This window comes from Janthinobacterium sp. BJB426 (assembly GCF_002735705.1).
Lineage (GTDB): Bacteria > Pseudomonadota > Gammaproteobacteria > Burkholderiales > Burkholderiaceae_D > Janthinobacterium.
Map to the genome: position 1 here is coordinate 169969 of NZ_PDZL01000012.1, position 23915 is coordinate 193883.

The 23915-nt window shown below is 60.3% G+C and carries 20 protein-coding genes; 18 read left to right on the plus strand and 2 right to left on the minus strand.

The genetic code is table 11. The features are described 5' to 3' along the window. Nucleotides 1–9 precede the first annotated feature (9 nt). The 18 genes from CSQ93_RS19185 (at nucleotide 10) to CSQ93_RS19270 (ending at nucleotide 22819) form a co-directional block, all read left to right on the plus strand. On the plus strand, nucleotides 10–1119 hold the full coding sequence (locus CSQ93_RS19185) for an ABC transporter permease (RefSeq protein WP_035825181.1): 1110 nt from the start codon (nucleotides 10–12) through the stop codon (nucleotides 1117–1119). A gap of 9 nt (nucleotides 1120–1128) precedes the next feature. Further along, nucleotides 1129–2820: an ABC transporter ATP-binding protein gene (locus CSQ93_RS19190; RefSeq protein ID WP_099379400.1), complete on the plus strand. Its 1692-nt coding sequence runs from the start codon at nucleotides 1129–1131 to the stop codon at nucleotides 2818–2820. 27 nt (nucleotides 2821–2847) lie between these two features. Further along, entirely contained in the window at nucleotides 2848–3810 is a 963-nt protein-coding gene (locus tag CSQ93_RS19195; RefSeq protein WP_035825185.1) for a VTT domain-containing protein, read from the plus strand. Between the two features lie 384 nt (nucleotides 3811–4194). Next, nucleotides 4195–5214: a glucokinase gene (locus CSQ93_RS19200; RefSeq protein ID WP_035825187.1), complete on the plus strand. Its 1020-nt coding sequence runs from the start codon at nucleotides 4195–4197 to the stop codon at nucleotides 5212–5214. A 398-nt stretch (nucleotides 5215–5612) separates the two neighbouring features. Then, nucleotides 5613–6407 (plus strand): SMC-Scp complex subunit ScpB, encoded by a 795-nt coding sequence (gene scpB, locus CSQ93_RS19205; protein WP_099379401.1) that lies wholly within the window; start codon nucleotides 5613–5615, stop codon nucleotides 6405–6407. Continuing rightward, nucleotides 6400–8496 carry a 23S rRNA pseudouridine(2605) synthase RluB gene (rluB, locus tag CSQ93_RS19210; protein WP_099379402.1) on the plus strand — a complete coding sequence of 699 codons (2097 nt, stop codon included), beginning with the start codon at nucleotides 6400–6402 and terminating at the stop codon, nucleotides 8494–8496. The genes scpB and rluB overlap by 8 nt, the downstream gene beginning before the upstream one ends. Nucleotides 8497–8839: 343 nt before the next feature. Beyond that, entirely contained in the window at nucleotides 8840–9328 is a 489-nt protein-coding gene (gene rimP, locus CSQ93_RS19215; protein WP_034782527.1) for a ribosome maturation factor RimP, read from the plus strand. Then, entirely contained in the window at nucleotides 9325–10890 is a 1566-nt protein-coding gene (gene nusA / locus CSQ93_RS19220) for a transcription termination factor NusA (protein WP_035825194.1), read from the plus strand. Before rimP ends, nusA begins: the two co-directional genes overlap by 4 nt. Before the next feature lie 46 nt (nucleotides 10891–10936). Continuing rightward, entirely contained in the window at nucleotides 10937–13795 is a 2859-nt protein-coding gene (infB, locus tag CSQ93_RS19225) for a translation initiation factor IF-2 (RefSeq protein WP_034760145.1), read from the plus strand. 114 nt (nucleotides 13796–13909) lie between these two features. After that, entirely contained in the window at nucleotides 13910–14326 is a 417-nt protein-coding gene (rbfA, locus tag CSQ93_RS19230; protein WP_035825200.1) for a 30S ribosome-binding factor RbfA, read from the plus strand. Nucleotides 14327–14328: 2 nt separating this feature from the next. Beyond that, a complete protein-coding gene (gene truB / locus CSQ93_RS19235) occupies nucleotides 14329–15264 on the plus strand; it encodes a tRNA pseudouridine(55) synthase TruB (RefSeq protein WP_099379403.1) in 936 nt (311 codons plus the stop codon). A gap of 207 nt (nucleotides 15265–15471) precedes the next feature. Further along, nucleotides 15472–17304 carry a translational GTPase TypA gene (gene typA, locus CSQ93_RS19240; RefSeq protein ID WP_035825203.1) on the plus strand — a complete coding sequence of 611 codons (1833 nt, stop codon included), beginning with the start codon at nucleotides 15472–15474 and terminating at the stop codon, nucleotides 17302–17304. A 119-nt stretch (nucleotides 17305–17423) separates the two neighbouring features. After that, nucleotides 17424–18419 (plus strand): tRNA dihydrouridine(20/20a) synthase DusA, encoded by a 996-nt coding sequence (gene dusA, locus CSQ93_RS19245; protein ID WP_099379404.1) that lies wholly within the window; start codon nucleotides 17424–17426, stop codon nucleotides 18417–18419. Further along, the gene (locus CSQ93_RS19250) at nucleotides 18419–18883 is read left to right on the plus strand and encodes a hypothetical protein (protein ID WP_099379405.1); all 465 of its coding nucleotides are present in this window, start codon (nucleotides 18419–18421) and stop codon (nucleotides 18881–18883) included. Before dusA ends, CSQ93_RS19250 begins: the two co-directional genes overlap by 1 nt. Nucleotides 18884–19417: 534 nt before the next feature. Further along, on the plus strand, nucleotides 19418–21157 hold the full coding sequence (locus CSQ93_RS19255; protein ID WP_099379406.1) for a methyl-accepting chemotaxis protein: 1740 nt from the start codon (nucleotides 19418–19420) through the stop codon (nucleotides 21155–21157). A gap of 60 nt (nucleotides 21158–21217) precedes the next feature. Continuing rightward, nucleotides 21218–21565 (plus strand): energy transducer TonB, encoded by a 348-nt coding sequence (locus tag CSQ93_RS19260; protein WP_233516259.1) that lies wholly within the window; start codon nucleotides 21218–21220, stop codon nucleotides 21563–21565. 168 nt (nucleotides 21566–21733) lie between these two features. Further along, on the plus strand, nucleotides 21734–22306 hold the full coding sequence (locus tag CSQ93_RS19265; protein ID WP_099379407.1) for a hypothetical protein: 573 nt from the start codon (nucleotides 21734–21736) through the stop codon (nucleotides 22304–22306). Nucleotides 22307–22456: 150 nt separating this feature from the next. Further along, nucleotides 22457–22819, plus strand: a complete 363-nt coding sequence (locus CSQ93_RS19270) for a hypothetical protein (RefSeq protein WP_099379408.1) — start codon at nucleotides 22457–22459, stop codon at nucleotides 22817–22819. Between the two features lie 63 nt (nucleotides 22820–22882). Here the strand turns inward: CSQ93_RS19270 and CSQ93_RS19275 are convergent, their stop codons facing one another. Next, nucleotides 22883–23098, minus strand: coding sequence for a hypothetical protein (locus CSQ93_RS19275; RefSeq protein ID WP_035825217.1), 216 nt, complete (start codon nucleotides 23096–23098; stop codon nucleotides 22883–22885). 37 nt (nucleotides 23099–23135) lie between these two features. After that, entirely contained in the window at nucleotides 23136–23585 is a 450-nt protein-coding gene (locus CSQ93_RS19280) for a hypothetical protein (RefSeq protein ID WP_099379409.1), read from the minus strand. Between the last annotated feature and the right edge of the window lie 330 nt (nucleotides 23586–23915).

Genomic DNA, 23915 nt, shown 5'->3' on the forward strand with positions numbered 1-23915 from the left:
AAAGAGACGATGTCGAAACCTCATACATCGCCCGGCCTGTGGGCCCTGGCGTGGCGCCGTTTGCGCGGCGACAAGATTGCAATGGTATCGCTGGCCGTGGTCGGCGCCTTTTTCCTGCTGGTGCTGGCGTCCGCCAGCGGCCTGGTGGCCTCGAACTGGGAAGACGAAGTGGCCGTCAGCTACGCGCCGCCGACCTTCGTTGGCGCCGACAAGGACGTCGCCGCCGATGGCGCGATGCCCGTGACGGATGAGCGCAGCGCGCCGACACCCGTCAACGTGCTCGATCCGCTCGCCGACGACATCGCCGAACTGCGCGCCCAGATGGGCAGCAATCCATCGGCTGGCGTGGAAATGTACGGCGTCACCGACCCGCTGGCCGACGACTTGACGGCCCTGCGCGCCGGCATGGGCAAGGCCAAGAAACTCGTCACGCACAAGGCGGCAACCCTGCCGTTCGGCGCCGACAAGTGGGGCCACGACATCCTGCAGAAAACCATCAAGGGCGGCGAAACGTCGATCGTCGTGGGCCTGGTGGCAGCCTTGCTGGCCGTGGTGCTGGGCACGATTTTTGGCGCCGTGTCCGGCTACTTCGGCGGCGTCGTCGATGACTTTTTCAATTGGTTCTACAGCATTTTTACCTCGATCCCGTCGATCCTGATGATCTTGACGGTGGCGGCGGTGCTGCAGCAAAAGGGCGTGCTGACCATCGTGCTGATTCTGGGCTTGACGGGCTGGACAGGGCCGTACCGTTTGATCCGCGCCGAATACATCAAGCACAAGGCGCGCGAATACGTGATGGCGGCCGACGCCATCGGCGCCTCGCACTGGCGCAAGATGTTTTCCCACATCTTCCCGAACGTCAGTCACGTTGCCTTGGTGCAAATGTCGATTCTGGTGGTGGGCTTCATCAAGGCGGAAGTGATCCTGAGCTTCCTAGGCTTTGGAGTGCCGGTGGGTACCGTCTCGTGGGGCAGCATGCTCAACGAGGCACAAAATGAACTGATCCTGGGCAAATGGTGGCAGCTGACCGCCGCCGCCACGGCGATGGCCGTGCTGGTGACGGCGTTCTCGCTGTTTACCGATGCCTTGCGCGATGCGCTCGACCCCAAAGTGAAATAGGAGTTGCTCATGGACCAGAATAACCTGTTGGAAGTGCGCGACCTGCGCGTCACCTTCCGCCTGGACAAGAAGACCACGTTCGAAGCCGTCAAGGGCATCTCGTTCAACGTGCCGCGCAACAGCACCGTCGCGCTGGTGGGCGAATCGGGCAGCGGCAAGTCCGTCAGTTCGCTGGCCGTGATGGGCTTGTTGCCGCCAGATAACACCATCATAGCTCCCGCGTCGAGCATCCACTTTGGCGGGCGCGACCTGCTCAAATTGTCGATCGCCGAGCGGCGCACCATGTGCGGCAAGGATATTTCGATGATCTTCCAGGAGCCGATGTCGTCGCTGAACCCCGTGTTTACAGTCGGATTCCAGATCGCCGAAGTGTTGCGCCAGCACATGGGCATGAACCGCAAGCAGGCGCGGGTGCGCACCTTGGAGTTGCTGGAGGAAGTGGGCATCCCCGATCCGGCCACCAAGATTGACGCCTACCCGAGCCAGATGTCGGGCGGCCAGCAGCAGCGCGTGATGATCGCCATGGCGATCGCCTGCGAACCGAAACTGCTGATCGCGGACGAGCCGACGACGGCGCTGGACGTGACGATCCAGAAGCAGATCATGGACTTGATCGCGGCGCTGCAAAAGAAGCACCAGATGTCCGTGCTCTTCATTACCCACGACCTGGGTCTGGTGGGGGAAATCGCCGACCAGGTGATCGTCATGCGCCACGGCGAAGTGCGCGAGACGGGCGAGGTGCGCCAGGTATTTGAAGCGCCGCAAGACAGTTATACCAAGGCCCTGCTGCATTGCCGCCCTTCGCTGGACGAGCGCCCGTGGCGCCTGCCAGTGATTGCCGACTATATGGAGGGCAAGGCCGGCCCCGGCGTGGAAGTCAAACAGCGCACGCGCGGCTATACGCCGGGCGACGAGCCGGTGCTGGTGGTGAATAACTTGAGCAAAAGTTTTTATACGCGTGTAGGCTTGTTCGGCAAGCGCGAATTCCAGGCCGTCAAGGATGTGTCGTTCACCTTGCCACGCGGAAAAACGCTGGGCGTGGTGGGCGAGTCCGGTTCCGGCAAGACGACGGTGGGCTTGACCTTGCTGCGCCTGCACCAGGCAACTAGTGGCACGGCCATGTTCCACGGCAAGGATTTGATTGCCATGCCGAACAGGGAGTATTTGCCGTATAAACGCCGCATCCAGATCATCTTCCAGAATCCATACGCATCGCTGAACCCCCGCTTCACGGTGGGGCAGATTTTGCTGGAACCGATGCGCATCCACAAGATCGGCGCGACCGACCAGGAACGCATCGCCAAGGCCTACTGGCTGCTCGACAAAGTCGGCTTGCCGGAACAGGCTTTCCACCGCTATCCGCACGAGTTTTCCGGTGGACAACGCCAGCGCATCGCGATTGCCCGCTGCCTGACCATGCAGCCGGAAATTTTAGTCTGCGACGAATCCGTGTCGGCGCTCGACGTGTCGGTGCAGGCGCAGGTGCTTAACCTGTTGCAGGATTTGCAGGATGAATTTGGATTGTCGTACATCTTCATCTCGCACGATTTGTCCGTCGTCAAATACATCGCCGACCAGGTGATGGTGATGCACAAGGGGCAAGTGGTGGAGCTGGCCGATTCGGACGAGCTGTACCGCAATCCCGTGCATCCGTACACGCGCACGCTGTTAAGCGCCATACCCAAGGGCGTGCAAATATAAATACGCTTTTACGGTAAGATAGCGGCCATGCCCAACCTCATTTATCTGCTCGAACATTACGGTGTCCTGATTGTCTTTGGCATCGTGCTGGTGGAGCAGCTTGGCCTGCCGATTCCCGCCTTTCCCATCCTCGTGGTGGCGGGGGCGCTGGCCGTCGATGGCGACATGAATGGGGGACTGGTGCTGGCTGCCGCGCTAAGCGCCTGCCTGATCAGCGACTTCACGTGGTTCCGCGCGGGCCGCCATTTCGGCAAGCGCATCCTGCGGCTGCTGTGCCGCATCTCGCTGTCGCCCGATTACTGCGTCAGCCAGACGGAAGATAAATTCAAGCGCTGGGGCCCGAAAGCCTTGATCGTTTCCAAATTCGTGCCGGGTTTCAATACCGTGGCCGCGCCCATGTCGGGCGCGCTGGGCACGCCGCCGGGACTGTTCTTCCTGTACGCGGGCCTGGGCGCCTTGCTGTGGAGCGGCACGGGCATCGTCGTCGGCGTGATTTTCCATGCCAGCGTGCAGCAGGTGCTCGACTTGCTCAGCACCATGGGCAGCACGGCCTTGCTGATGCTGGCCACCTTGCTGGGCTTGTTCCTTCTGTACAAATTCCTTGAACGCCGGCGTTTCCGCCAGGCCTTGCAGATCGAGCGCATCGGCATCGATGAATTGCTCGAACTCATAGAGCAGGGCGAGGAGCCGCTGATGGTCGACGCGCGCAGCGCCACGGCGCAGGCGCTGGAGCCGGCCGTGCCGGGCGCCTTGTTCTTCAACGGCAAGGAACCCGTGCCGGCCATGATCGCCATGGACAAGGACCGCCACATCATCGTGTATTGCAGCTGTCCCAACGACGTGACGGCCGCGCAAGTGGCCAAGCTGCTGCACCAGCACGGCTTCCACCGGGCCAAGCCCCTGCATGGCGGCCTGGACGCCTGGAATGCCGCCTACCGCTCGGACGAGCCGGCGCCCGCCAGCCTGCTGGGCGAAGGCTTGCCGTCCTGATTCTCCTGATTGCTGGCCGATAGCAGTTGCTTGGTAGCACGCAAGTCGGTAGTAATAATACGAAAACACTGTTGCAGCGCCGCCAGGACGGCAGTGTCATACCTGCGCCGTTCCATACAAAGCGGCTTTGCGCAAACTCCGGCATACTGTGCTTTCAAGGCGATTCCTGCTGCTGTGCAGCATGCTTTTCGTGCGCCTGCCGAGTGCGAGTACTTACTATAAATCATTGTTTTTAAGCAATTTTGGCGCTGCTTGTTGCATTTGGAGTGGAACTACCAATAAAGGCTTGTTTTGATGTACTTAAACTACAAACTTTGCTTGCCTCCGGGCGCATTCATCCTTTAAGCTTGGCGTCCCATGCGTCCCACTTCATCATTTAAAATCATGAGCGCTTCGTCTTCTCCCGTACTGCCGACTTCCGCCTTCGCCGATGGACCGCGCCTGCTGGCCGACGTGGGCGGCACCAATGCCCGTTTCGCCCTGGAAGTGGCCGCCGGCCACATCACCCTGGTGGAAGTGTTGCCCTGTGCCGATTACCCGAGCCTGTCCGCCGCCCTGCAAGCCTACCTGGCCCTGCCGCACATTGCGGCCGCCGGCGGGCAAGCCGTGCGCCATGCCGTGATCGCCATCGCCAACCCGGTCGACGGCGATTTCCTCAGCATGACGAATCACCACTGGTCGTTCTCAATCCGCGCCATGCGCGAAGAGTGCGGTTTCACGACCCTGGACGTGGTCAACGATTTCACGGCCCTGGCGCGCGCCTTGCCGCAGTTGTCGAACGAGCAAAAGCACCAGGTGGGCGCGGGTACGGCCCGTCCGAACACGGCCATCGGCCTGATCGGCGCCGGCACGGGCCTGGGCGTATCGGGCCTGATTCCTTCGCATGGCGGCTGGATCGCCCTGCAAAGCGAGGGCGGCCACGTCAGCTTTGCGCCATTCAATGAAGTGGAAGTGAGCATTCTGCAATTCGCCTGGCGTGAATACGAGCATGTCTCGGCCGAGCGCCTGATTTCCGGCGATGGCCTGGAATTGATCTACCGCGCCCTGGCCGACCGCGCGGGTGTGCCGGCGGAAGACTTGCCGGCGGCGGAAATCACGCGCCGCGCGCTGGCAGGCGAATCCCAGCTGTGCGACGACGTCATCGAAGCGTTCTGCTGCATGCTCGGCACCGTGGCGGGCAACGTTGCCGTCACCCTGGGCGCGCTGGGCGGCATTTATATCGGCGGCGGCATCGTGCCACGCCTGGGCGCGCGTTTCGACCGCTCCGGCTTCCGCGCCCGCTTCGAGCGCAAGGGCCGCTTCGCCAATTATGTCTCACAAGTGCCGACCTTCGTCATCACGGCGCAGTACCCAGCTTTCCTGGGCGCATCGGCCATTCTCTCGGAGAAACTCGCCTCCCTGTGATGCGGGCAGCGGGCGATATGTCGCGCCAGAACCGGGTAAAACGCGTGTTTTGCCCGGTTTTGCGCTTTTCCGCTTTTTATCAGGTACAATTGGCATCGTTGGATGAAACGACGACTGTCGCTCTCCTGTCTGGCTGCTTCGTCGCCACGGGAAAAGCAGCTGCTCCGGAGTTCGTTTCATTGCTGGTTATTTAAGGCCAGCACCATGGATGGCAGGACTTTCACTGCATCCGCTTTAGTCCCGCTTTGCGCGCATCGGCCAAGGCGTCGGAAAAACAGCCTCAACTAGTAACCCAGCACGGCGTCATCATCGATGTCTGCCCTCTGTTACGTTGAAATGAACGTTTTTGATTTCTTTCTCTGCATACGAATTGCAACACACATCCGCACAGAATTGCTATGAATACAATTGAGGCTAAAAAAGTCCTCGAAACCGCGTTGCTGTGCGCTCGTGAATCGCTGACGATCCACAGCTTGAAGAAGCTGTTCGTCGATGCGGACGAGAATGGCCGCGTGCGCGGCGTCGGCGTTGGCGCCGATACGATCAAGCAATTGCTGGAAGAGTTGCGCGATGAGTGGGAAGGGCGCGGCATCGAGATCGTCAGTCTCGCTTCGGGCTGGCGCTTTCAAAGCCGCCCGGAAATGAAGATGTATCTCGATCGCATGACGCCCGAGCGGCCGCCCAAGTATTCGCGGGCGACCCTGGAAACCCTCGCCATCATCGCCTACCGCCAGCCGGTGACGCGCGGCGATATCGAGGAAATTCGCGGCGTTGCCGTCAATTCGCAGACGATCAAGATGCTGGAAGACCGTGGCTGGGTCGATGCCATCGGTTACCGCGACGTGGTGGGACGGCCGGCCTTGCTGGCCACCACCAAGCAGTTTTTGGATGACCTGGGTTTGCATTCGCTGTCCCAGCTGCCGCCTTTGCAGCAAATCAGTGAAATGCAGGGCAATGGGCTCGAAGCCCTGGAAGCGGCCCTGCAGGAAAATTTTGACAAGGCAAGCAATGAGCTTGTCCCCCAGCTTGGTGCAGGTAGCAATACGGCTGTGACAGATGTAGATGTGACAGCAAGCCTTGATGCCGGCCCCGATGCTTCGCCCACGGACGAAGCCTACACTCACGACCCTGCGCCAGAACTAACGGTTGACGCTGCGCCAGGTCAGCACAGCCAAGAAACGAAGAATGAATAATCCGAACACACCCGAGACAGTAACCGCCAGCGACGAAGCCATCGTTGCCAAGCCCAAGCGCCGTACCAAGGCCCAGATCGAAGCCGACGCGGTTGCTGCAACCGCTGCTGCTGCCGCTGGCGACAGCGCCGTTGCCAAGCCGAAGCGCCGCACGAAAGCCGACGTGGCCGCCGCTGCGCCCGTCGCTGAAGCTGAAGCTGAAGCCGCGCCAGCCGCCAAGAAAACCCGCGCCAAGCCAGCCTTGAAGGCCGTGGCCGACGCCGCCGAAGCGGCTGCCGAGGCGGTTGCCGCACCTGCGCCGCGTCCGCCGCGCGCCCGCGCCGCCGCCAAGGCCGCTGCCGCCGTCGCTGAAACGGCGCCGGAAGCCGTCGTCGACAAGCCGGCCGAAGCACGCCCGACCCGCGGTCCGCGCCAGATGCGTGGCGTACAGGCGGAACGCGCGCTGCGCCAGCCGCCGCGCGCGGAAGCGCCGCAGGCGGCCGACGCCGTTGCAGCCGCGCCTGCCGCAGAGCAAGCCGCCGCGCCTGTCGCCGACGTGTTCGATGCCGAAGGCAACCTCGTGTCCGGCCCGCGCCTGCCGCGCGGTCCGCGCAACGACGTGCCGGGTGCCGGCAAGAATGCCGGCAAGAGCCGTAAAAAGGGCAAGGGCCGCCAGGCTGCGCCAGGCAAACTCAGCGACGCTGATGCTGTCTTTTCGTTCGTCACCTCCGACGCGTTCGACAGCGAAGAGGGCGGCACGGGCCGCGTGCAGAAAGTGGCCGTGCGCCGCGACCTGACGTCCGACGACGACGCGCCGAAGCTGCACAAGGTGCTGGCCGAAGCCGGTCTCGGTTCGCGCCGCGACATGGAAGACCTGATCATTTCGGGCCGCGTGTCCGTGAATGGCGAGCCGGCCCACATCGGCCAGCGCATCTTGCCGAGCGACCACGTGCGCATCAACGGCAAGTTGATCCAGCGCCGCGTCAGCAAGAAGCCGCCACGCGTATTGGTCTACCATAAGCCGGCCGGTGAAATCGTCAGCCATAATGACCCGGACGGCCGTCCATCCGTGTTCGACCGCCTGCCGACCATGAAGGCGGGCAAGTGGCTGGCCGTTGGCCGTCTTGACTTCAACACGGAAGGCTTGTTGCTGTTTACTACCTCCGGTGACCTGGCCAACCGCCTGATGCACCCACGCTACGGCATCGACCGCGAGTACGCCGTGCGTACCCTGGGCGAGCTGGAAGAGGGCATGCGCCAGAAACTGCTGGCCGGCGTCGAGCTGGAAGACGGCCTGGCGCAGTTCTCGAAGATCGCCGATGGCGGCGGCGAAGGCATCAACAAATGGTACCGCGTGGTGATCGGCGAAGGCCGTAACCGCGAAGTGCGCCGCATGTTCGAAGCCATCGGCCTGACCGTCTCGCGCCTGATCCGTACCCGCTACGGCGCCATGACCCTGCCGAGTGGCCTGAAACGCGGCCGCTGGGAAGAGATGGATGAAAACACCGTGCGCGATCTGCTGACCGCCTACGGCATCGAAAAGAAAATGCCGGCATCGGGCGACCCCCGTGCCGCTGGCGCCGCCAAGGGCCGCGAAGCGCGCAAGGTCGAACGCAAGGACCGCGATGACGAGCCGAATGGCAACCGCATCGATGTGAGCAACCGCAACGCCGATCCGTTCCCGGTCGCGCCGCGCCGCGGCCAGCCGCAAGGCCAGTTTGCCCGTCCGCAAGGTCAGGGTCGTCCAGGTGGCGCCGGTCGTCCAGGCGAAGCGCGTGGTCCTGGCCGTGGTCAGCCGCAAGGTCCGTTCCAGGGTGGTCAGCCGCGCTCGTCGGCATCGTTCGAAGGCGCGCCGCAAGGCCAGGGCCGTCCGCCGCGTGCGGCAGGTCAGGGCCAGGGTCGTCCGGCCGGTGGCGGCGAAGGCCGCGCGCCGCAGCGCGGTCCGCGCCAGCCTGATCCGCTGCAAACGGCCTTCGGCTTCGCCAACACGGGTCCGCGCCGCAATACGGGCGGTGGTGCCGGTGGGCAAGCGCGTTCCGGTGGCCAGCCGCGTGGCGGCATGGATCGTGGCGGCATGGATGGCATGCCGCGCCGCCGCAGCAAAGGTTAATCGAGAAGAGTTTCTTCTTGCGCGCCCGCCGATCTGCCGCGGGTGCGCGCTCTTGTAACTGTTGTAAGCCGGGCCGCTCCTTGTGTGCGGCATTGCGGCGAAGTTAATAAGAGGTTATAATCTGCAGCCTAATAAAAGTTCTCCGCAGGGTTGTTTGGTGGGGAGTGCTTTCATCTGGTTGGGAAAATACAAGAAGATGGGCAGATGCCCATTTTTTTTTTGTTGAACCGTTTGTAATGGCTCCGCAAGGGGCCATATATGACTTGAATGCGTGTTTTTGCATGTTGTCGGCGCTCAAATTGCGCTGTCATGCCGAAAACGGGCCTTATTTCTGGAGAATTTCTTGCAGCAGTTGGGATTAATTGAAAAGACAGTTATTGGTCTGGGCTATGAGCTCGTTGATGTCGAACGTGCCGAGCGCGGACTGCTGCGCGTCTTTATTGATTTCAGCGCCGCCGATGCCGCTGAAAAAGGTCCGATCACGGTCGAAGACTGTGCCACGGTGAGTCACCAGTTATCGCATGTGTTGACGGTAGAGAACGTTCCTTACGAGCGTCTCGAGATTTCTTCCCCGGGTCTCGATCGTCCGGTGCGCAAGCTGGAAGACTTTGTCCGTTTCGCAGGTCAGGAAATCATCGTCAAGCTGATGGTGGCGATGCCGGGTACGAACAACCGGAAATCGTTCCAGGGGATCTTGCAAGAACCCGTGGGCGATAAATTGTCGTTGGAATTTGAAGGTAAGGATGGTCCGGCGATGTTGGAGTTTACGCTCGCGGATGTGGATAAGGCACGCTTGGTGCCGCAGGTGGTTTTTAAGGGACGCAAAGCATGAGCCGCGAAGTTTTATTATTGGTTGACGCGCTGGCGCGCGAAAAAAACGTCGATAAAGATGTCGTCTTCGGCGCCCTCGAATTCGCGTTGGCGCAAGCCACGAAGAAACGGTATGAGGGTGAGGTAGACATCCGCGTTTCGATCGACCGCGAAACGGGCGAATTCGAATCGTTCCGCCGCTGGCACGTCGTGCCCGATGAAGCGGGCCTGCAATTGCCGGATCAGGAGATCCTGCATTTCGAGGCAAAAGAACAGATTTCCGATATCGAAGTCGATGATCACATCGAAGAACCGATCGAATCCGTCGAATTCGGCCGCCGTTTCGCCCAGGATACCAAACAGGTTGTCCTGCAGCGCGTGCGTGATGCCGAACGTGAACAGATCCTGGTCGACTTCCTGGAACGCGGCGACTCGCTCGTCACCGGCACCATCAAGCGCATGGAACGCGGCGACGCCATCGTCGAATCGGGCAAGATCGAAGCACGTCTGCCACGCGACCAGATGATCCCGAAAGAGAATCTGCGTATCGGCGACCGTGTGCGTGCTTTCATCTTGCGCATCGACCGCAATATGCGCGGCCCGCAAGTGATTCTGTCGCGCACCGCGCCAGACTTCATCATGAAGCTGTTTGAGCTGGAAGTGCCGGAAATCGAGCAAGGCATGCTGGAAATCAAATCCGCAGCCCGCGATGCCGGCGTACGCGCCAAGATCGCCGTCTACACGGCCGACAAGCGCATCGACCCGATCGGTACTTGCGTCGGCATGCGCGGTTCGCGCGTGCAGGCTGTCACCGGTGAACTCGGTGGTGAACGTGTCGACATCGTGCTGTGGTCGGAAGATCCGGCGCAGTTCGTCATCGGCGCCCTGGCACCGGCGAACGTGTCGTCGATCATGGTCGATGAAGAAAAACACGCGATGGATGTCGTCGTGGACGAAGAAAACCTGGCAATCGCGATCGGCCGTTCCGGCCAGAACGTGCGCCTGGCCTCTGACCTGACCGGCTGGAAGATCAACATCATGACGGCCGAAGAATCGGCTGACAAAGCTGCCCAGGAAACGGCTGCCGTGCGCATCCTGTTCATGGAAAAGCTCGATGTCGACCAGGAAGTGGCCGATATTCTGGTAGAAGAAGGTTTCGCCAGTCTGGAAGAAATCGCTTACGTGCCAATTTCCGAAATGCTGGAAATCGAATCGTTTGACGAAGATACTGTCAATGAACTCCGTACCCGTGCGCGTGATGCGCTGGTTACCGAAGCGATTGCTTCGGAAGAGGGTCTGGAAGGCATGGACGAGGCGTTGGTGGGTCTGGAAGGCATGGACCGCATTACCGCCGGCAAGCTGGGTCTGGCTGGTATCAAGACCGTTGAAGCATTTGCAGCACTGGCATACGACGAATTTGGCGCAATCCTGGCCTTGTCTGCGGACCGTGCGCGTGAACTGATTACAAGTGAATTTAAAGATGTGACCGACGATGAGATGAAGTTGGTTGACTCGAAATACGACGATCGTGCCAAGGCGTTGCAAGCCAAGGCATGGAGTCTGGCCGAATCCGCAAAGGCTTAATTTGAGTATCTTTATCATCTCCGCGACACATAGAAAAGAGGACTGAATGGCGAGTAACAACGTAGCCCAATTTGCCACCGAACTGAAGATGCCTGCAGATTTGCTGCTGACGCAGCTGCGTTCTGCCGGCGTCGAGAAAAGTTCGACGTCAGATCCATTGTCGAAAGATGATAAGGACAAGCTTTTGGATCATCTGCGCCGCACACACGGCGCAGCGGCTGACACAGAAAAGAAAAAAATCACCGTGACCCGCAAGGAAACGACTGAAATCAAGCAAGCTGACGCAACCGGCAAATCGCGCACCATCCAGGTGGAAGTGCGCAAGAAACGCACTTTCGTCCAGCGTGACGAAGCTGCGCCGGTCGCAGCAGAACCGGTCGCGCCTGCCGCACCGGTGATCGATCCCGCCGACGTGGCGCGCCGTGAAGAAGAAGCCCGTAAACAGGCTGAATTGATCGCCCGCCAGGAAGCCGATCTGCGCGAAAAGCAAGAACGTCTGGCCAAGCTCGACGCGGAAAAAGAAGCCCAGGCGAAAGCCACGCAACAGGCTGAACTGGCTGCGAAGAAGGAAGCTGAAGCGGAAGCGAAGAAAGCCGCTGCCAAGGCTGCTGCCGCACCTGCCGCCAGCGCCGCTGCGCCTGTCGTTGATGACGCCGCCGCCGAAGCGAAAAAAGCTGCTGCCGCTGAAGAAGCGAAGAAGAAAGCCGCTGCCGCTGCTGTTGCCGCCAAGGAAGCCGCTGACAAAGCGGAAGCCACCGAGCGTGCACGCAAGGCCGTTGCCGACGAAGTCGCCCAGATCAAGGCCATGATGAATGCGCCACGCCGCGCCATCAAGGCACCGGAACCCGTACCGGTTCCCGTCAAGCCGAAGGCGCCGGAAGGCACCCTGCACAAGCCAGCTGACAAGAAACCTGGCGACAAGCCGGGCGACAAGAAGCCTGCTGTTGCAGACAAGAAATCCATCAAGTCGGCGAATGTGTCGTCCACCTGGTCCGATGACGCGAAAAAACGCGGCACCACCGGTGGTCCTAAGCCACGCGGCAACAGCGGCCCAGGCGGCCGTGACAGCTGGCGCGGTGGCGCGAAGGGCCGTCGCCCGACGCACCATGACGACCGTGAATCGAACTTCCAGGCTCCTACGGAAGCCGTCGTCAAAGACGTGCACGTACCGGAAACGATCACCGTGGCCGAATTGGCGCACAAAATGTCCGTCAAGGCATCCGAAGTCATCAAGCATTTGATGAAATTGGGCCAGATGTGCACGATCAACCAGGTGCTGGACCAGGAAACCGCCATGATTCTGGTGGAAGAAATGGGCCACAAGGCGTTCGCCGCCGAACTGGACGATCCGGAAGCGTTGCTGGCCGATGTGGGCGAACACGCGCACTTCGAAACCAAGCCACGCGCACCGGTGGTCACCGTCATGGGTCACGTCGACCACGGCAAGACCTCGTTGCTCGATTACATCCGTCGCGCCAAGGTTGCTTCCGGCGAAGCGGGCGGCATTACGCAGCATATCGGTGCTTACCACGTCGATACGCCACGCGGCATGATCACCTTCCTCGACACCCCGGGTCACGAAGCGTTTACCGCGATGCGTGCCCGTGGCGCCAAGGCAACCGACATCGTCATTCTGGTGGTTGCCGCCGACGATGGCGTGATGCCGCAAACGAAAGAAGCGATTGCCCATGCGAAAGCAGCCGGCGTACCGCTGGTAGTGGCGATCAACAAGGTCGACAAACCAGGCGGCAACGTTGACCGCGTGACGCAGGAACTGGTCGCCGAACAAGTCGTGCCGGAAGAATACGGTGGCGAATCGCCATTCGTGCCGGTCTCGGCCAAAACGGGTCAGGGTATCGACGACCTGCTGGAACAAGTGCTGTTGCAAGCCGAAGTGCTGGAACTGACGGCACCGGTCGATGCGCCTGCGCGCGGCCTGGTCGTCGAGGCACGTCTGGACAAGGGCCGTGGTCCTGTCGCGACGATCCTGGTGCAGTCCGGTACCCTGAAGCGCGGCGACGTGATTCTGGCGGGCTCTTCGTATGGCCGTGTTCGCGCCATGCTGGACGAGAACGGCAAATCCATCGCTGAAGCGGGTCCTTCGATTCCGGTCGAAATCCAGGGCTTGACGGAAGTGCCGGTTGCCGGTGAAGAAGTCGTCGTCATGGCTGACGAGCGCAAGGCGCGTGAAATCGGTCTGTTCCGTCAAGGTAAGTTCCGCGACGTGAAACTGGCGAAACAGCAAGCTGCGAAACTGGAAAACATGTTCGACCAGATGGCCGAAGGCGAAGTGAAAAACTTGCCGCTGATCATCAAAACCGACGTGCAAGGTTCGCAAGAAGCGCTGGTCGGTTCGTTGCAGAAACTGTCGACCTCCGAAGTGCGCGTACAAGTTGTTCACGCAGCCGTCGGCGGCATCACGGAATCGGACGTCAACCTGGCAGTCGCCTCGAAAGCGGTCATCATCGGCTTCAACGCCCGTGCTGATGCCCAGGCGCGCAAGCTGGCCGAGTCGAATGGCGTGGACATTCGCTACTACAACATCATTTACGATGCGATCGACGAGATCAAATCGGCGTTGTCGGGCATGTTGGCACCAGAGAAACGCGAAACCGTCATCGGCCAGGTCGAGATCCGCCAGGTTATCCTGGTCTCGAAAGTGGGCGCGATTGCCGGTTGCCTGGTCACCGATGGCGTGGTCAAGCGTGCTTCTTCCGTCCGCCTGTTGCGCAACAACATCGTGGTGTGGAGTGGCGAGATCGACTCCCTGAAACGCTTCAAGGACGATGCGAAAGAAGTTCGCGCCGGTCTGGAGTGCGGCCTGTCGCTGAAGAACTACAACGACATTCAGGTTGGCGACACCCTGGAAGTGTTCGAAGTCCAGGAAATCGCTCGTACCCTGTAATCACAGCAGTAATGGCGCGGACATATCGTTGTCCGCGCAAACACGTGGGGCGCATTGGTCAACGGGCAACCGTTTGACTCATGCGCCCTGCGGCACTTAGGACAGCATAAAATCATGGCTAAACATAGCAAAACCATGCCAGCGCGCGGCTTGCGCGTGGCCGACCAGATCCAACGCGATCTGGCTGAAATCGTCGCCTACGAATTGAAGGATCCACGCGTCGGCACGATGATCACCATCACCGAAGTGCAGATCACCCCCGATTACGCGCACGCCAAGGTGTTTTTCACGATGTTGAAAGACAGCAAGGAAGCCATCAAGAACACCACCGAAGGCCTGATGGCCGCATCTGGCTTCATCCGTGGCTTGCTGGGCAAGCGCCTGCACATCCACACCCTGCCGATGCTGCATTTCGTGCACGACAGCTCGACTTCGCGCGGCATGGAAATGTCCTTGCTGATCGACAAAGCCAACGCCACGCGCGCGGCTGACGCCGAGCCGGATGTCAAACCAGAAGCGGACGAGCAATAACAGTGGCGGGTCCGAAGAAACCGCCCGGCATCAAGCGGGTGCGCGACCTGGTCGACGGCGTCTTGCTGTTGGATAAGCCCGTGGGCTGGTCCAGCAATGACGCCCTGATCAAGGCCAAGCGCGTCCTGAACGCGAAAAAAGCGGGCCATACGGGCACGCTGGATCCGTTCGCCACGGGCTTGTTGCCGCTGTGCTTTGGCGAAGCGACGAAGTTCTCGCAGGACTTGCTGGAAGCCGATAAAACCTACGAAACCCTGGTACACCTGGGGCAGACGACGGATACGGGCGATACCGAGGGCGAAGTGCTGGAAACGCGCGATGTCAACGTCACGCAAGAGCAAATCGAAGCCGTGCTGGCGCAGTTCCGCGGACCGATTTTGCAGACGCCGCCCATGTACTCGGCCTTGAAACGGGACGGCAAGCCCTTATATGAGTATGCAAGGGCAGGCATCACGCTGGAGCGCGAAGCGCGCCCGGTGACCATCCACAAGCTCGAGTTCCTCGGCTATGACGCCCCGTTCCTGAAATTGTCCGTGATGTGCAGCAAGGGCACTTATATCCGCGTGCTGGGCGAAGACATCGGCCATGCCCTTGGTTGCGGCGGCCATCTGAACGCCTTGCGCCGCACGCAGGTGGGCAACCTGACGCTGGACGGCGTCGTCACGCTCGATGAGTTGACGGCGGATGCCGCGCCGCTGAGCCTGCTGGCGCCCGTCGATGCATTATTGTCAAGTTTCCCCGCCGTCCAGCTGACGGAAGAATTGGCCAAGCGTTTCCTGCATGGCCAGCGCATCGCGCTGGGCAAGGAAGACGTTGCCGTGCCAGCCGAGCCGGGCAGGGTGCGCGTGTATCACGACAGCAAGCTGCTGGGCACGGGCCAGTTGCAGGAATACAGCATCCTGGCGCCGGAACGCTTGATTGCCACAGCGCATCAATAAGTCACAGCAACGTCATATTACCCAGCGACACTCGTTAAACAGTGTCGCTTTTTTAAACAAACCGTCCCCGACTGCGGGAGCCGCCAGCATTTTTAGATAGCGTTGCAACGCAACATGCTATACTACGCGGTTCCGGAAATAGATTAGCATTCGGGTATCTCGTACACCTTGTACGCACTCCGCAGTTTTTCAGTAACTACTACGACCATGTCAAATACAAAACGCGCAATTCGTAATATCGCCATTATCGCCCACGTTGACCACGGCAAAACCACGCTGGTGGATCAGCTGCTGCGCCAGTCCGGCACCTTCCGTGAAAACCAAGCGGTCGACACCCGAGTCATGGACTCGAACGACCTGGAAAAGGAGCGCGGCATTACGATTCTGTCGAAGAACTGCGCTGTTGAGTACGAAGGCACCCACATCAACATCGTCGACACCCCAGGCCACGCCGACTTCGGCGGCGAAGTGGAGCGTGTTCTGTCGATGGTGGACTCGGTTCTGCTGCTGGTCGATGCACAAGAAGGCCCGATGCCGCAAACCCGTTTCGTCACGCGCAAAGCGCTGGCACTGGGTCTGAAGCCTATCGTTATCGTCAACAAGGTCGACCGTCCAGGCGCGCGCCCGGACTGGGCCATCAACCAGACGTTCGAACTGTTCGACAAGCTGGGTGCGACCGACGAGCAACTGGATTTCCCTATCATTTACGCTTCGGGCCTGAACGGCTATGCCGGCCTGACCGAAGACGTGCGCAGCGGCGACATGAAGCCAATGTTTGACGCCATCCTGGAACACGTTCCAGTACGCGACGACAATCCTGAAGGCCCGCTGCAAATGCAGATCACCTCGCTGGACTACTCGTCGTACGTCGGCAAGATCGGCATTGGCCGCGTCAACCGCGGTACCGTCAAAGTTGGTCAAGACGTGCTGGTCATCAATGGTCCAGGCGCCACGCCTATCAAAGGCCGCATCAACCAGGTGCTGAACTTCAAGGGCCTGGAGCGCGTGCTGGTTGACGAAGCTGTTGCCGGCGACATCTGCCTGATCAACGGTATCGACGAAATCGGCATCGGTTCGACCCTGTGCGCAGTCGATACCCCGGACCCGCTGCCGATGCTGACCGTCGACGAGCCGACCCTGACCATGAACTTCATGGTCAACAACTCGCCACTGGCTGGCCGCGAAGGCAAGTTCGTTACCTCGCGCCAACTGCGTGACCGTCTGGACCGCGAACTGAAAGCCAACGTTGCTCTGCGCGTTTCGCCAACCGACGACGACACGATCTTTGAAGTGTCGGGCCGCGGCGAGCTGCACCTGACGATTTTGATCGAAAACATGCGTCGCGAAGGCTTCGAGCTGGCCGTATCGCGTCCACGCGTGGTCTTCAAAATGGTCGATGGCGTGCGCCACGAGCCGTTTGAAAACCTGTCGGTTGATGTTGAAGAAGTCAACCAGGGCGGCGTCATGGAAGAACTGGGCCGTCGTCGTGGCGACCTGCAAAACATGGAATCGGATGGCAAGGGTCGCGTGCGTCTCGAGTACCTGATCCCGGCGCGTGGCCTGATCGGCTTCCAGGGCGAATTCATGACCCTGACCCGCGGCACCGGCTTGATGAGCCACGTATTCCATGAATACGCGCCAGTCGACAACACCCGTGGCGAAATGGCTGGCCGTCGTAACGGCGTGCTGATCTCGCAAGATGACGGCGCCGCTGTTGCCTACGCGATCTGGAAACTGCAAGACCGCGGCCGCATGTTCGTGTCGCACAATGACCCAGTCTACGAAGGCATGGTCATCGGTATCCACTCGCGCGACAACGACCTGGTCGTCAACCCGATCAAGGGCAAGCAGCTGACCAACGTGCGTTCGTCGGGTACCGACGAAGCGGTGCGCCTGGTACCACCAATTCAGATGTCGCTGGAATACGCAGTCGAATTCATCGAGGACGACGAACTGGTGGAAATCACGCCTAAATCGATCCGTCTGCGCAAGCGCTTCCTGAAAGAGCACGAGCGTAAAAAAGCGTCGCGTGATGCGTAATCTGTTGTAGTGCATGGCCTGCGGGCCATGCCACGCTCAAGCCCGTTGCTCCGCCTTTCCTTCACCGGTGAGGCGCGCAGCGGGTTTGTCATTTGCAGCTCCTGTTTTTTGTAGACACCATGACTTCCTCTTCTTTGCCTTCCCGCCGCCTGTCCGTCGCCCCGATGATGGACTGGACCGACCGCCATTGCCGCAAGTTCCACCGCGAAATCACGCGCCATACCTGGCTCTACACCGAGATGGTGACGACGGGCGCGCTGGTCTACGGCGACGTGGAGCGCCATTTGCGCTTCAACGAGGACGAGCATCCGGTGGCGCTGCAGCTGGGCGGCAGCGATCCGAAGGACCTGGCCACCAGCGCGAAGCTGGGCCAGCAGTGGGGCTACGACGAGGTCAACCTGAATTGCGGTTGCCCGTCCGAGCGCGTGCAAAAGGGCGCGTTTGGCGCCTGCCTGATGGCCGAGCCGCAACTGGTGGCCGACTGCGTGAAAGCCATGCGCGACGTGGTCGACATCGACGTCACAGTGAAACACCGCATCGGCATCGATGACAGCGAATCGTATGACTTCGTGCGCGATTTCGTCGGCACCGTGGCCGACGCCGGCTGCAAGACGTTTATCGTGCATGCGCGCAATGCCATCCTGAAAGGCCTGAGCCCGAAGGAAAACCGCGAAGTGCCGCCCCTCAAGTATGACTATGCCTACCGCTTGAAGCGTGATTTTCCGCAATTCGAGTTCATTATCAACGGCGGCATCAAGACGCTGGATGAAATCGACCTGCACCTGCAGCACCTCGATGGCGTCATGCTGGGCCGCGAGGCCTACCACAACCCGTACGTGATGGCGCAGTTCGACCAGCGCTATTACGGCGACGACACGCCTGTCAAAACGCGCGATCAGGTGCTTGAAGCGATGATTCCGTATATCAGCGCGCAGCTGGAGAAGGAAGCGGGGAGATTAAAACTGAACAGCGTCACGCGCCACATGCTGGGCCTGATGCAAAACCTGCCCGGCGCGCGCGGCTTCCGCCAGACCTTGTCCGATTCCAAGAAGCTGGCGTCGGGTGATCCGCGCCTGCTGCTGGAAGCGGCGGCGCGCTTGTCGCTGCCTGCCTGATGCGCGGCGACGTCCACGTCCATGCACAGCAGTTGCATGGCTACCTGCAGGCTGTCACAGCATTGAAGGATGATGGCAGCCTGTTTCTGTGCGAGTATCTGGGACCCGTCGCGCCGCAGGCATCGCTCGACGCGCTGTGCCGCACGCTGAAGCTGCAGCCGGACGGCATGCGCCTGCAGCCGATCGAGAGCATGGACTGCAGCGGCGCCTTGTGCACGCCGCGCCAGTGGCTGCTCGAGCGCCTGCTGCCGATGAGCGAGGCGGACCGCGAGCCGCTCGACGCCCGTTTATATGATGGTTTCGAGGCCGAACTGGCCGAACTGTTCGGTAGCGAGCCGCACTGGTATCAATTGGTATCATCGGGTCAGGGCAGCCTGGCTGATCGATTGGGTGCCATCTGGAGCATCTTTGTCTTCGGCACAGACGGTCACGCCTATGTGATGCGTTGCAGCTGGGACCGCTAATCCAACTTGTCTATACCGGTGCCCTTGCGCACTGGTATTGTCCGCACTACCCCCTCCTCTGAGTACCTCTCCAAAAACGATGCAATATGGCTACGCCATGTGTTGTAAATGCGCTGTTTCGGCGCACGCCCGCACTGTCGTGGGGCATTTCTATGGGGCAAGAAACGGCGTTGTTGCCATTTCCCCGAAGAAAGTTAATCAGCCATTTATTCAAGTACTTATTGCTTGCTTTGAGGCAAAATTTACACCTATAATTGATTATAGACAAATATTTCTCATATGAATGTTTGATGTTGATCTCGCATCATCGGTGTCAAAAATTCAGTATGTGGAACAAATTTGCATTCGCAGTCACTGGCGTTTTCAGGGCTGTTGTAGATCAGGAAGTACCCCAGGCTGCGTGCGGCCGGAGACCGCCAGCATACCAATGGGTAAGGGCGGATGCCGGTGTTGCGCAGCCTTCGTCTTGTCGTGCCGGGCAAAAATCCTTATCAATAGTTTCATTTACGAAGAGCCGAAATGAATTTAGCAAAAATGAAGGTTGGTACCCGCCTGGGCCTGGGTTTCGCCCTGGTACTGGTTCTGCTGGTGGCCGTGACCGTCCTCGGCATCGCGCGCATGGCGCAAATCCAGGAACGTCTCGATCACGTGATCAATGTCAACAACGTCGTCACCCGCCTGGTGATCGACATGCGTGGCAACGTCAGCGACCGCATCACCTCGCTGCGCATTCTGACCCTGATGACTGACGCGGGCGATATGGAACCTGAAATGGCGCGTATCAAGACGCAGACCAGTACCTATCAGGAAACGCAGAAGAAGCTCGAAGAGAAATTCGCCGTCGAGTCGACTCCTGAAGAAAAAGCCCTGCTGACCTCGATCAAGGAATACGAAGCGGCCGCCATGCCAGCCATCGCCAAGGCGTCCGCGCTGTGGATGGCCAACGATGCGGAAGGCGCCACGCGCGTGATGATCAAGGAAATCCGCCCGGTACAGAAAAAATGGATGGAAGCGCTGGAGCAACTGGCCGTGCTGGAAGACAAGCTTAACGAGCAGATGCAATCGGACGCCCGCAAGGCCTTCGACAGCGCGCGCCTGTTCATGATCATCCTCGGCGTACTGGCCGTGGCGATGGGCGTGGCGGCGGCACTGGTGATTACCCGCGGCCTGCTGAAACAGCTGGGCGGCGAGCCTGACTACACGGCCTCGATCGCCGGCAGCATCGCCAATGGCGACCTGTCGATCGGCATCCACACGCAGCCTTCCGATACCTCCAGCCTGCTGGCGGAAATGAAGGAAATGCGCAACAGTCTGGTGGGCATCGTCGGCCAGGTACGTGTCGGTACGGAAACCATCGGCACGGCCTCGCGCGAGATCGCCGACGGCAATATCGACCTGTCGTCGCGCACGGAAATGCAGGCCAGCGCGCTGGAAAAAACGGCGTCGGCCATGGAAGAGTTGACCTCGACCGTGAAACAGAATGCGGACAATGCGCGTGAAGCCAACAAGCTGGCCGCCACCGCTTCGGACGTGGCCCTGAAGGGCGGCTCCGTGGTGTCGCAAGTGGTTGACACCATGAGTTCGATCAATGAATCGGCGAAGAAGATTGTCGACATCATCGGCGTGATCGATGGCATCGCCTTCCAGACCAACATCCTGGCGCTGAACGCAGCTGTGGAAGCGGCACGTGCCGGCGAACAAGGCCGCGGCTTTGCCGTGGTGGCGTCGGAAGTGCGCAACCTGGCCCAGCGCTCCGCTGGCGCGGCGAAAGAAATCAAGATCCTCATCGACGATTCGGCCGAGAAGACGGAACGCGGTACGCGTCTGGTCGGCCAGGCTGGCGTGACGATGGGCGAAGTGGTCGACAGCGTGCGCCGCGTCACCGACATCATGAGCGAGATTGCCAGTGCCAGCCAGGAACAAAGTGCCGGCATCGAACAGGTCAACCTGTCGATCATCGAGATGGATGGCATGACGCAGCAAAATGCGGCCCTGGTCGAACAGGCAGCCGCTGCGGCGCAAAGCTTGCAGGACCAGGCGGCCGAACTGGCCCACGTGGTCAGCATCTTCAAACTGGTCGAAGGCGAAGAGAAGCCGGCGGCGTATGTGCCGGCCCCTGTTGCCGCCGCACCCGTTGCCGTGCGCAAGCCGGCACCGGCATTGCGCCCGGTCAAGTCGCTGACACGCAAGACCGAAGCGGCCGCTCCCGTGACGGCTGCAGCGCCACGCAAGGCGGCAGGCGCCGGCAGCAATGACGAGTGGGAAGAGTTTTAAGCGCGGCCAACAGCGCACAGGAAGTTGTAATTACCGTATCTGATAATCATGGGGAAGCACATGTTTGAGAATAAGCGTTTGATGAGTGTTGCAGCAGCCTTGCTGGTGTCCGTTTCTTCCGCCGCCTTCGCGGCCGAGGTACCGGCATCGTTCGATGCCAAGAATTGCAAGGCCGACTATCCGAAAGCCTCGCTGATGAACGAAGAGCAGGGCACCGTGTCGATGTCCTTCCTGGTCAATGCCGATGGTAGCGTTGCCGATTCGAAAGTCGACAAGAGCAGCGGCTTCAAGAACCTGGACAAGGCCGCCATCAAGGCCCTGTCCGCATGCAAGTTCAAGCCGGGCACCAAGGATGGCGCCGCAGCGCAAACCTGGACCAAAGTCGATTACGCCTGGAAGCTGGACTGATCCACATATCGCCGGGAGCCTGGCTCCCGGCATGGCCGACTCCGCTACGGGCGGCGCTTGCAAGGGTGCCGCCCGTACTGTTATGTGCGCCAGCCAACGGCACTGTCGCCGCCGATTCTGTTACCCTCGAAACATACCTTCGGGATCTCCCATTACAAGAGGCCTACCATGCAGCGCATCCTGACACTTTCCTTCCTGGCCGCCAGCGGCTTGCTGCTTTCCGCCTGCGCCTCGCTGGGCACGCCCGTGGGCTTGCAGGCGGGGCAGACAGTGGCCGTCGTGAATAGCCTGAGCTGGGACAATCCCCTGACGGGTAAGCGCGATGGCGTGCGAACCAGCTGGCCCATCAAGGATGGCAAGATTGCTCCTGAATATTTTCCGCTGGCGCAGCTGAAGCAATGCGAAGCGGGCGGCAAGCCTTGCGCCTGGGGCGTGATGCGGGCACAGCGCGGCGCGCCCACGCTGAGCTATGCGGACGGCGGCGTCGATCTGGCCGTGAGCGTGGCCATTGACGTGGCGCGGCGCCAGGATGCGCGCCAGGGAGAAACGCAAACGGCGATGGCGATTCCGCAGGATGTGGCCGCGCTGGCTGGCCGGCAACAAGTGCAACCCAGCTGGAAATTGAAGTATGGAAAGGTCGAGCAGGTCGAGCTCGATTACGGCGTGCGCTACCAGGTGTGCGTGCAGCGCTACGATGCGGCCGGCAAAGCCATCGATACCTGCGCGGTTCCGTTTATCTGAGGAAACATGCGGCATGGGCCGTTTGTGGCGCGTTTGCTACATTTCATGTTGCGGCGTGCGTCGGCGTGTAACAATCGGTAAAAGCACAGCAAAGCACCGCGTAATTTCTTATAGTACTTAATTAAGGTAGTACACATTAGGAGAATTGCGATGAAAACCCTGTTGGCAGTAATCTCGCTGGCCGCCCTGGGTGGCTGCGTCGTGGCGCCCCCCGGTCCTGCGTATTACGGTTCGCGCGCGCCGCAGGGAGCCTACAATCCATACGACTGGCATACGGTCTCGTCCGAGCCGGTGCAGTCGGGCCGCGTGATGAGCGCACCGCGCGTGGAATACACGAATGAACCCGTGTATGTGCAGCAGCCCGTGTATGTGCCGGCGCCCGTCTACGCGCCGCAACCGTATTATTACAATCCGCCCGTATCGATCGGGCTGGACTTCATGTTCGGCTTTGGGCGCTACGGTGGACACCGCGGCGGTTGGGGCGGGCATGGCCGTTACCACGGCCGCCGCTAGTGTATTGTGCTTGCATGCAGGACAAAGCCGGACAAGCGTTGCTTGCCCGGCTTTGTCATTTTACTAGTGGAAATAGACCGAACCCTGGTGCAGTACATCCGCCGAGCACAGGATATACATCGCCGCCGCTGCCAGACCTATTTGCAAGGCACCAAAGCTGATCGGGATGAGGCGGGACATGTCGTACTCCTGAGTGGTGTGAAATGTGGTCAGGCTTTCATCATAGGATGAGTTGATGCCTTTGGGCATCGGATGAATGTCCGCCACCGTGTAGGACAACACCTCGTGCCTGGCGCCCCGCCTCGCTCTGCGCCGCTTAGCGGTTTTTCCAGCGCACGACAGGCTCTTCCGGCGCCGTATCCGGCACGTTCGAGATCGTCAGCCAGTGCGTCAGGCGTTCCGGATGCTTGAGGTTGATGCCCATGCCATCGATGATGCCGATTTGTTCCAGCATGCGCGCATCGATTTTCGCCTTCGACACCGTGGGCGCGCCCATGACCATGCGGTCATACGCCTTGCGCGCCTTGTGTTCCCATTTGTAAAGATTGCTTTCGTCGAAGCGGTTCGCTTCGAAATACACGGTCAGGGTGCCATCGAGGTTGCCGAAGCCGACAATGCCCGCGCCCTTGCGGATGGTGGTGGTGTTGTTGATGTCAAATTCCGCCGTGGGCACGAAAATGCCGGCGCGGCCGTCGACGTCGGGACGTCCCACGGGCGTTTCCTTGCCGTAGGAACTCGTTTCGGTAATGGTTTTTTCTGCGGACATGGTGCGTGTGGTGGCCGTGCCGGGAGCGCAATCGGGCCCGGCAGCGCCAGTCATCCTGTTCAAAAAATGCGTGCTGATGATCAGGGCGGGGTAGGGGCCCTGGCGGAGCGATGCTTGGCATTGCTTGATACCCCGCTATTGTAGCGTCAATTTAATTCTTCTTGGCAACATTTCCTGAAAATTATGCTCCCGTTTTGGCCGTGAAAAAATCTATGGTCACCCTCCTTTTTGCAAGCTGATTTTGTATGATGTGAGTAGGCTTGCTTAAATCTATCCGGCGTCTGGTTGGAGATGGATCTCCGCGCCACGATGAGAGTCGCGCCTGTCGGT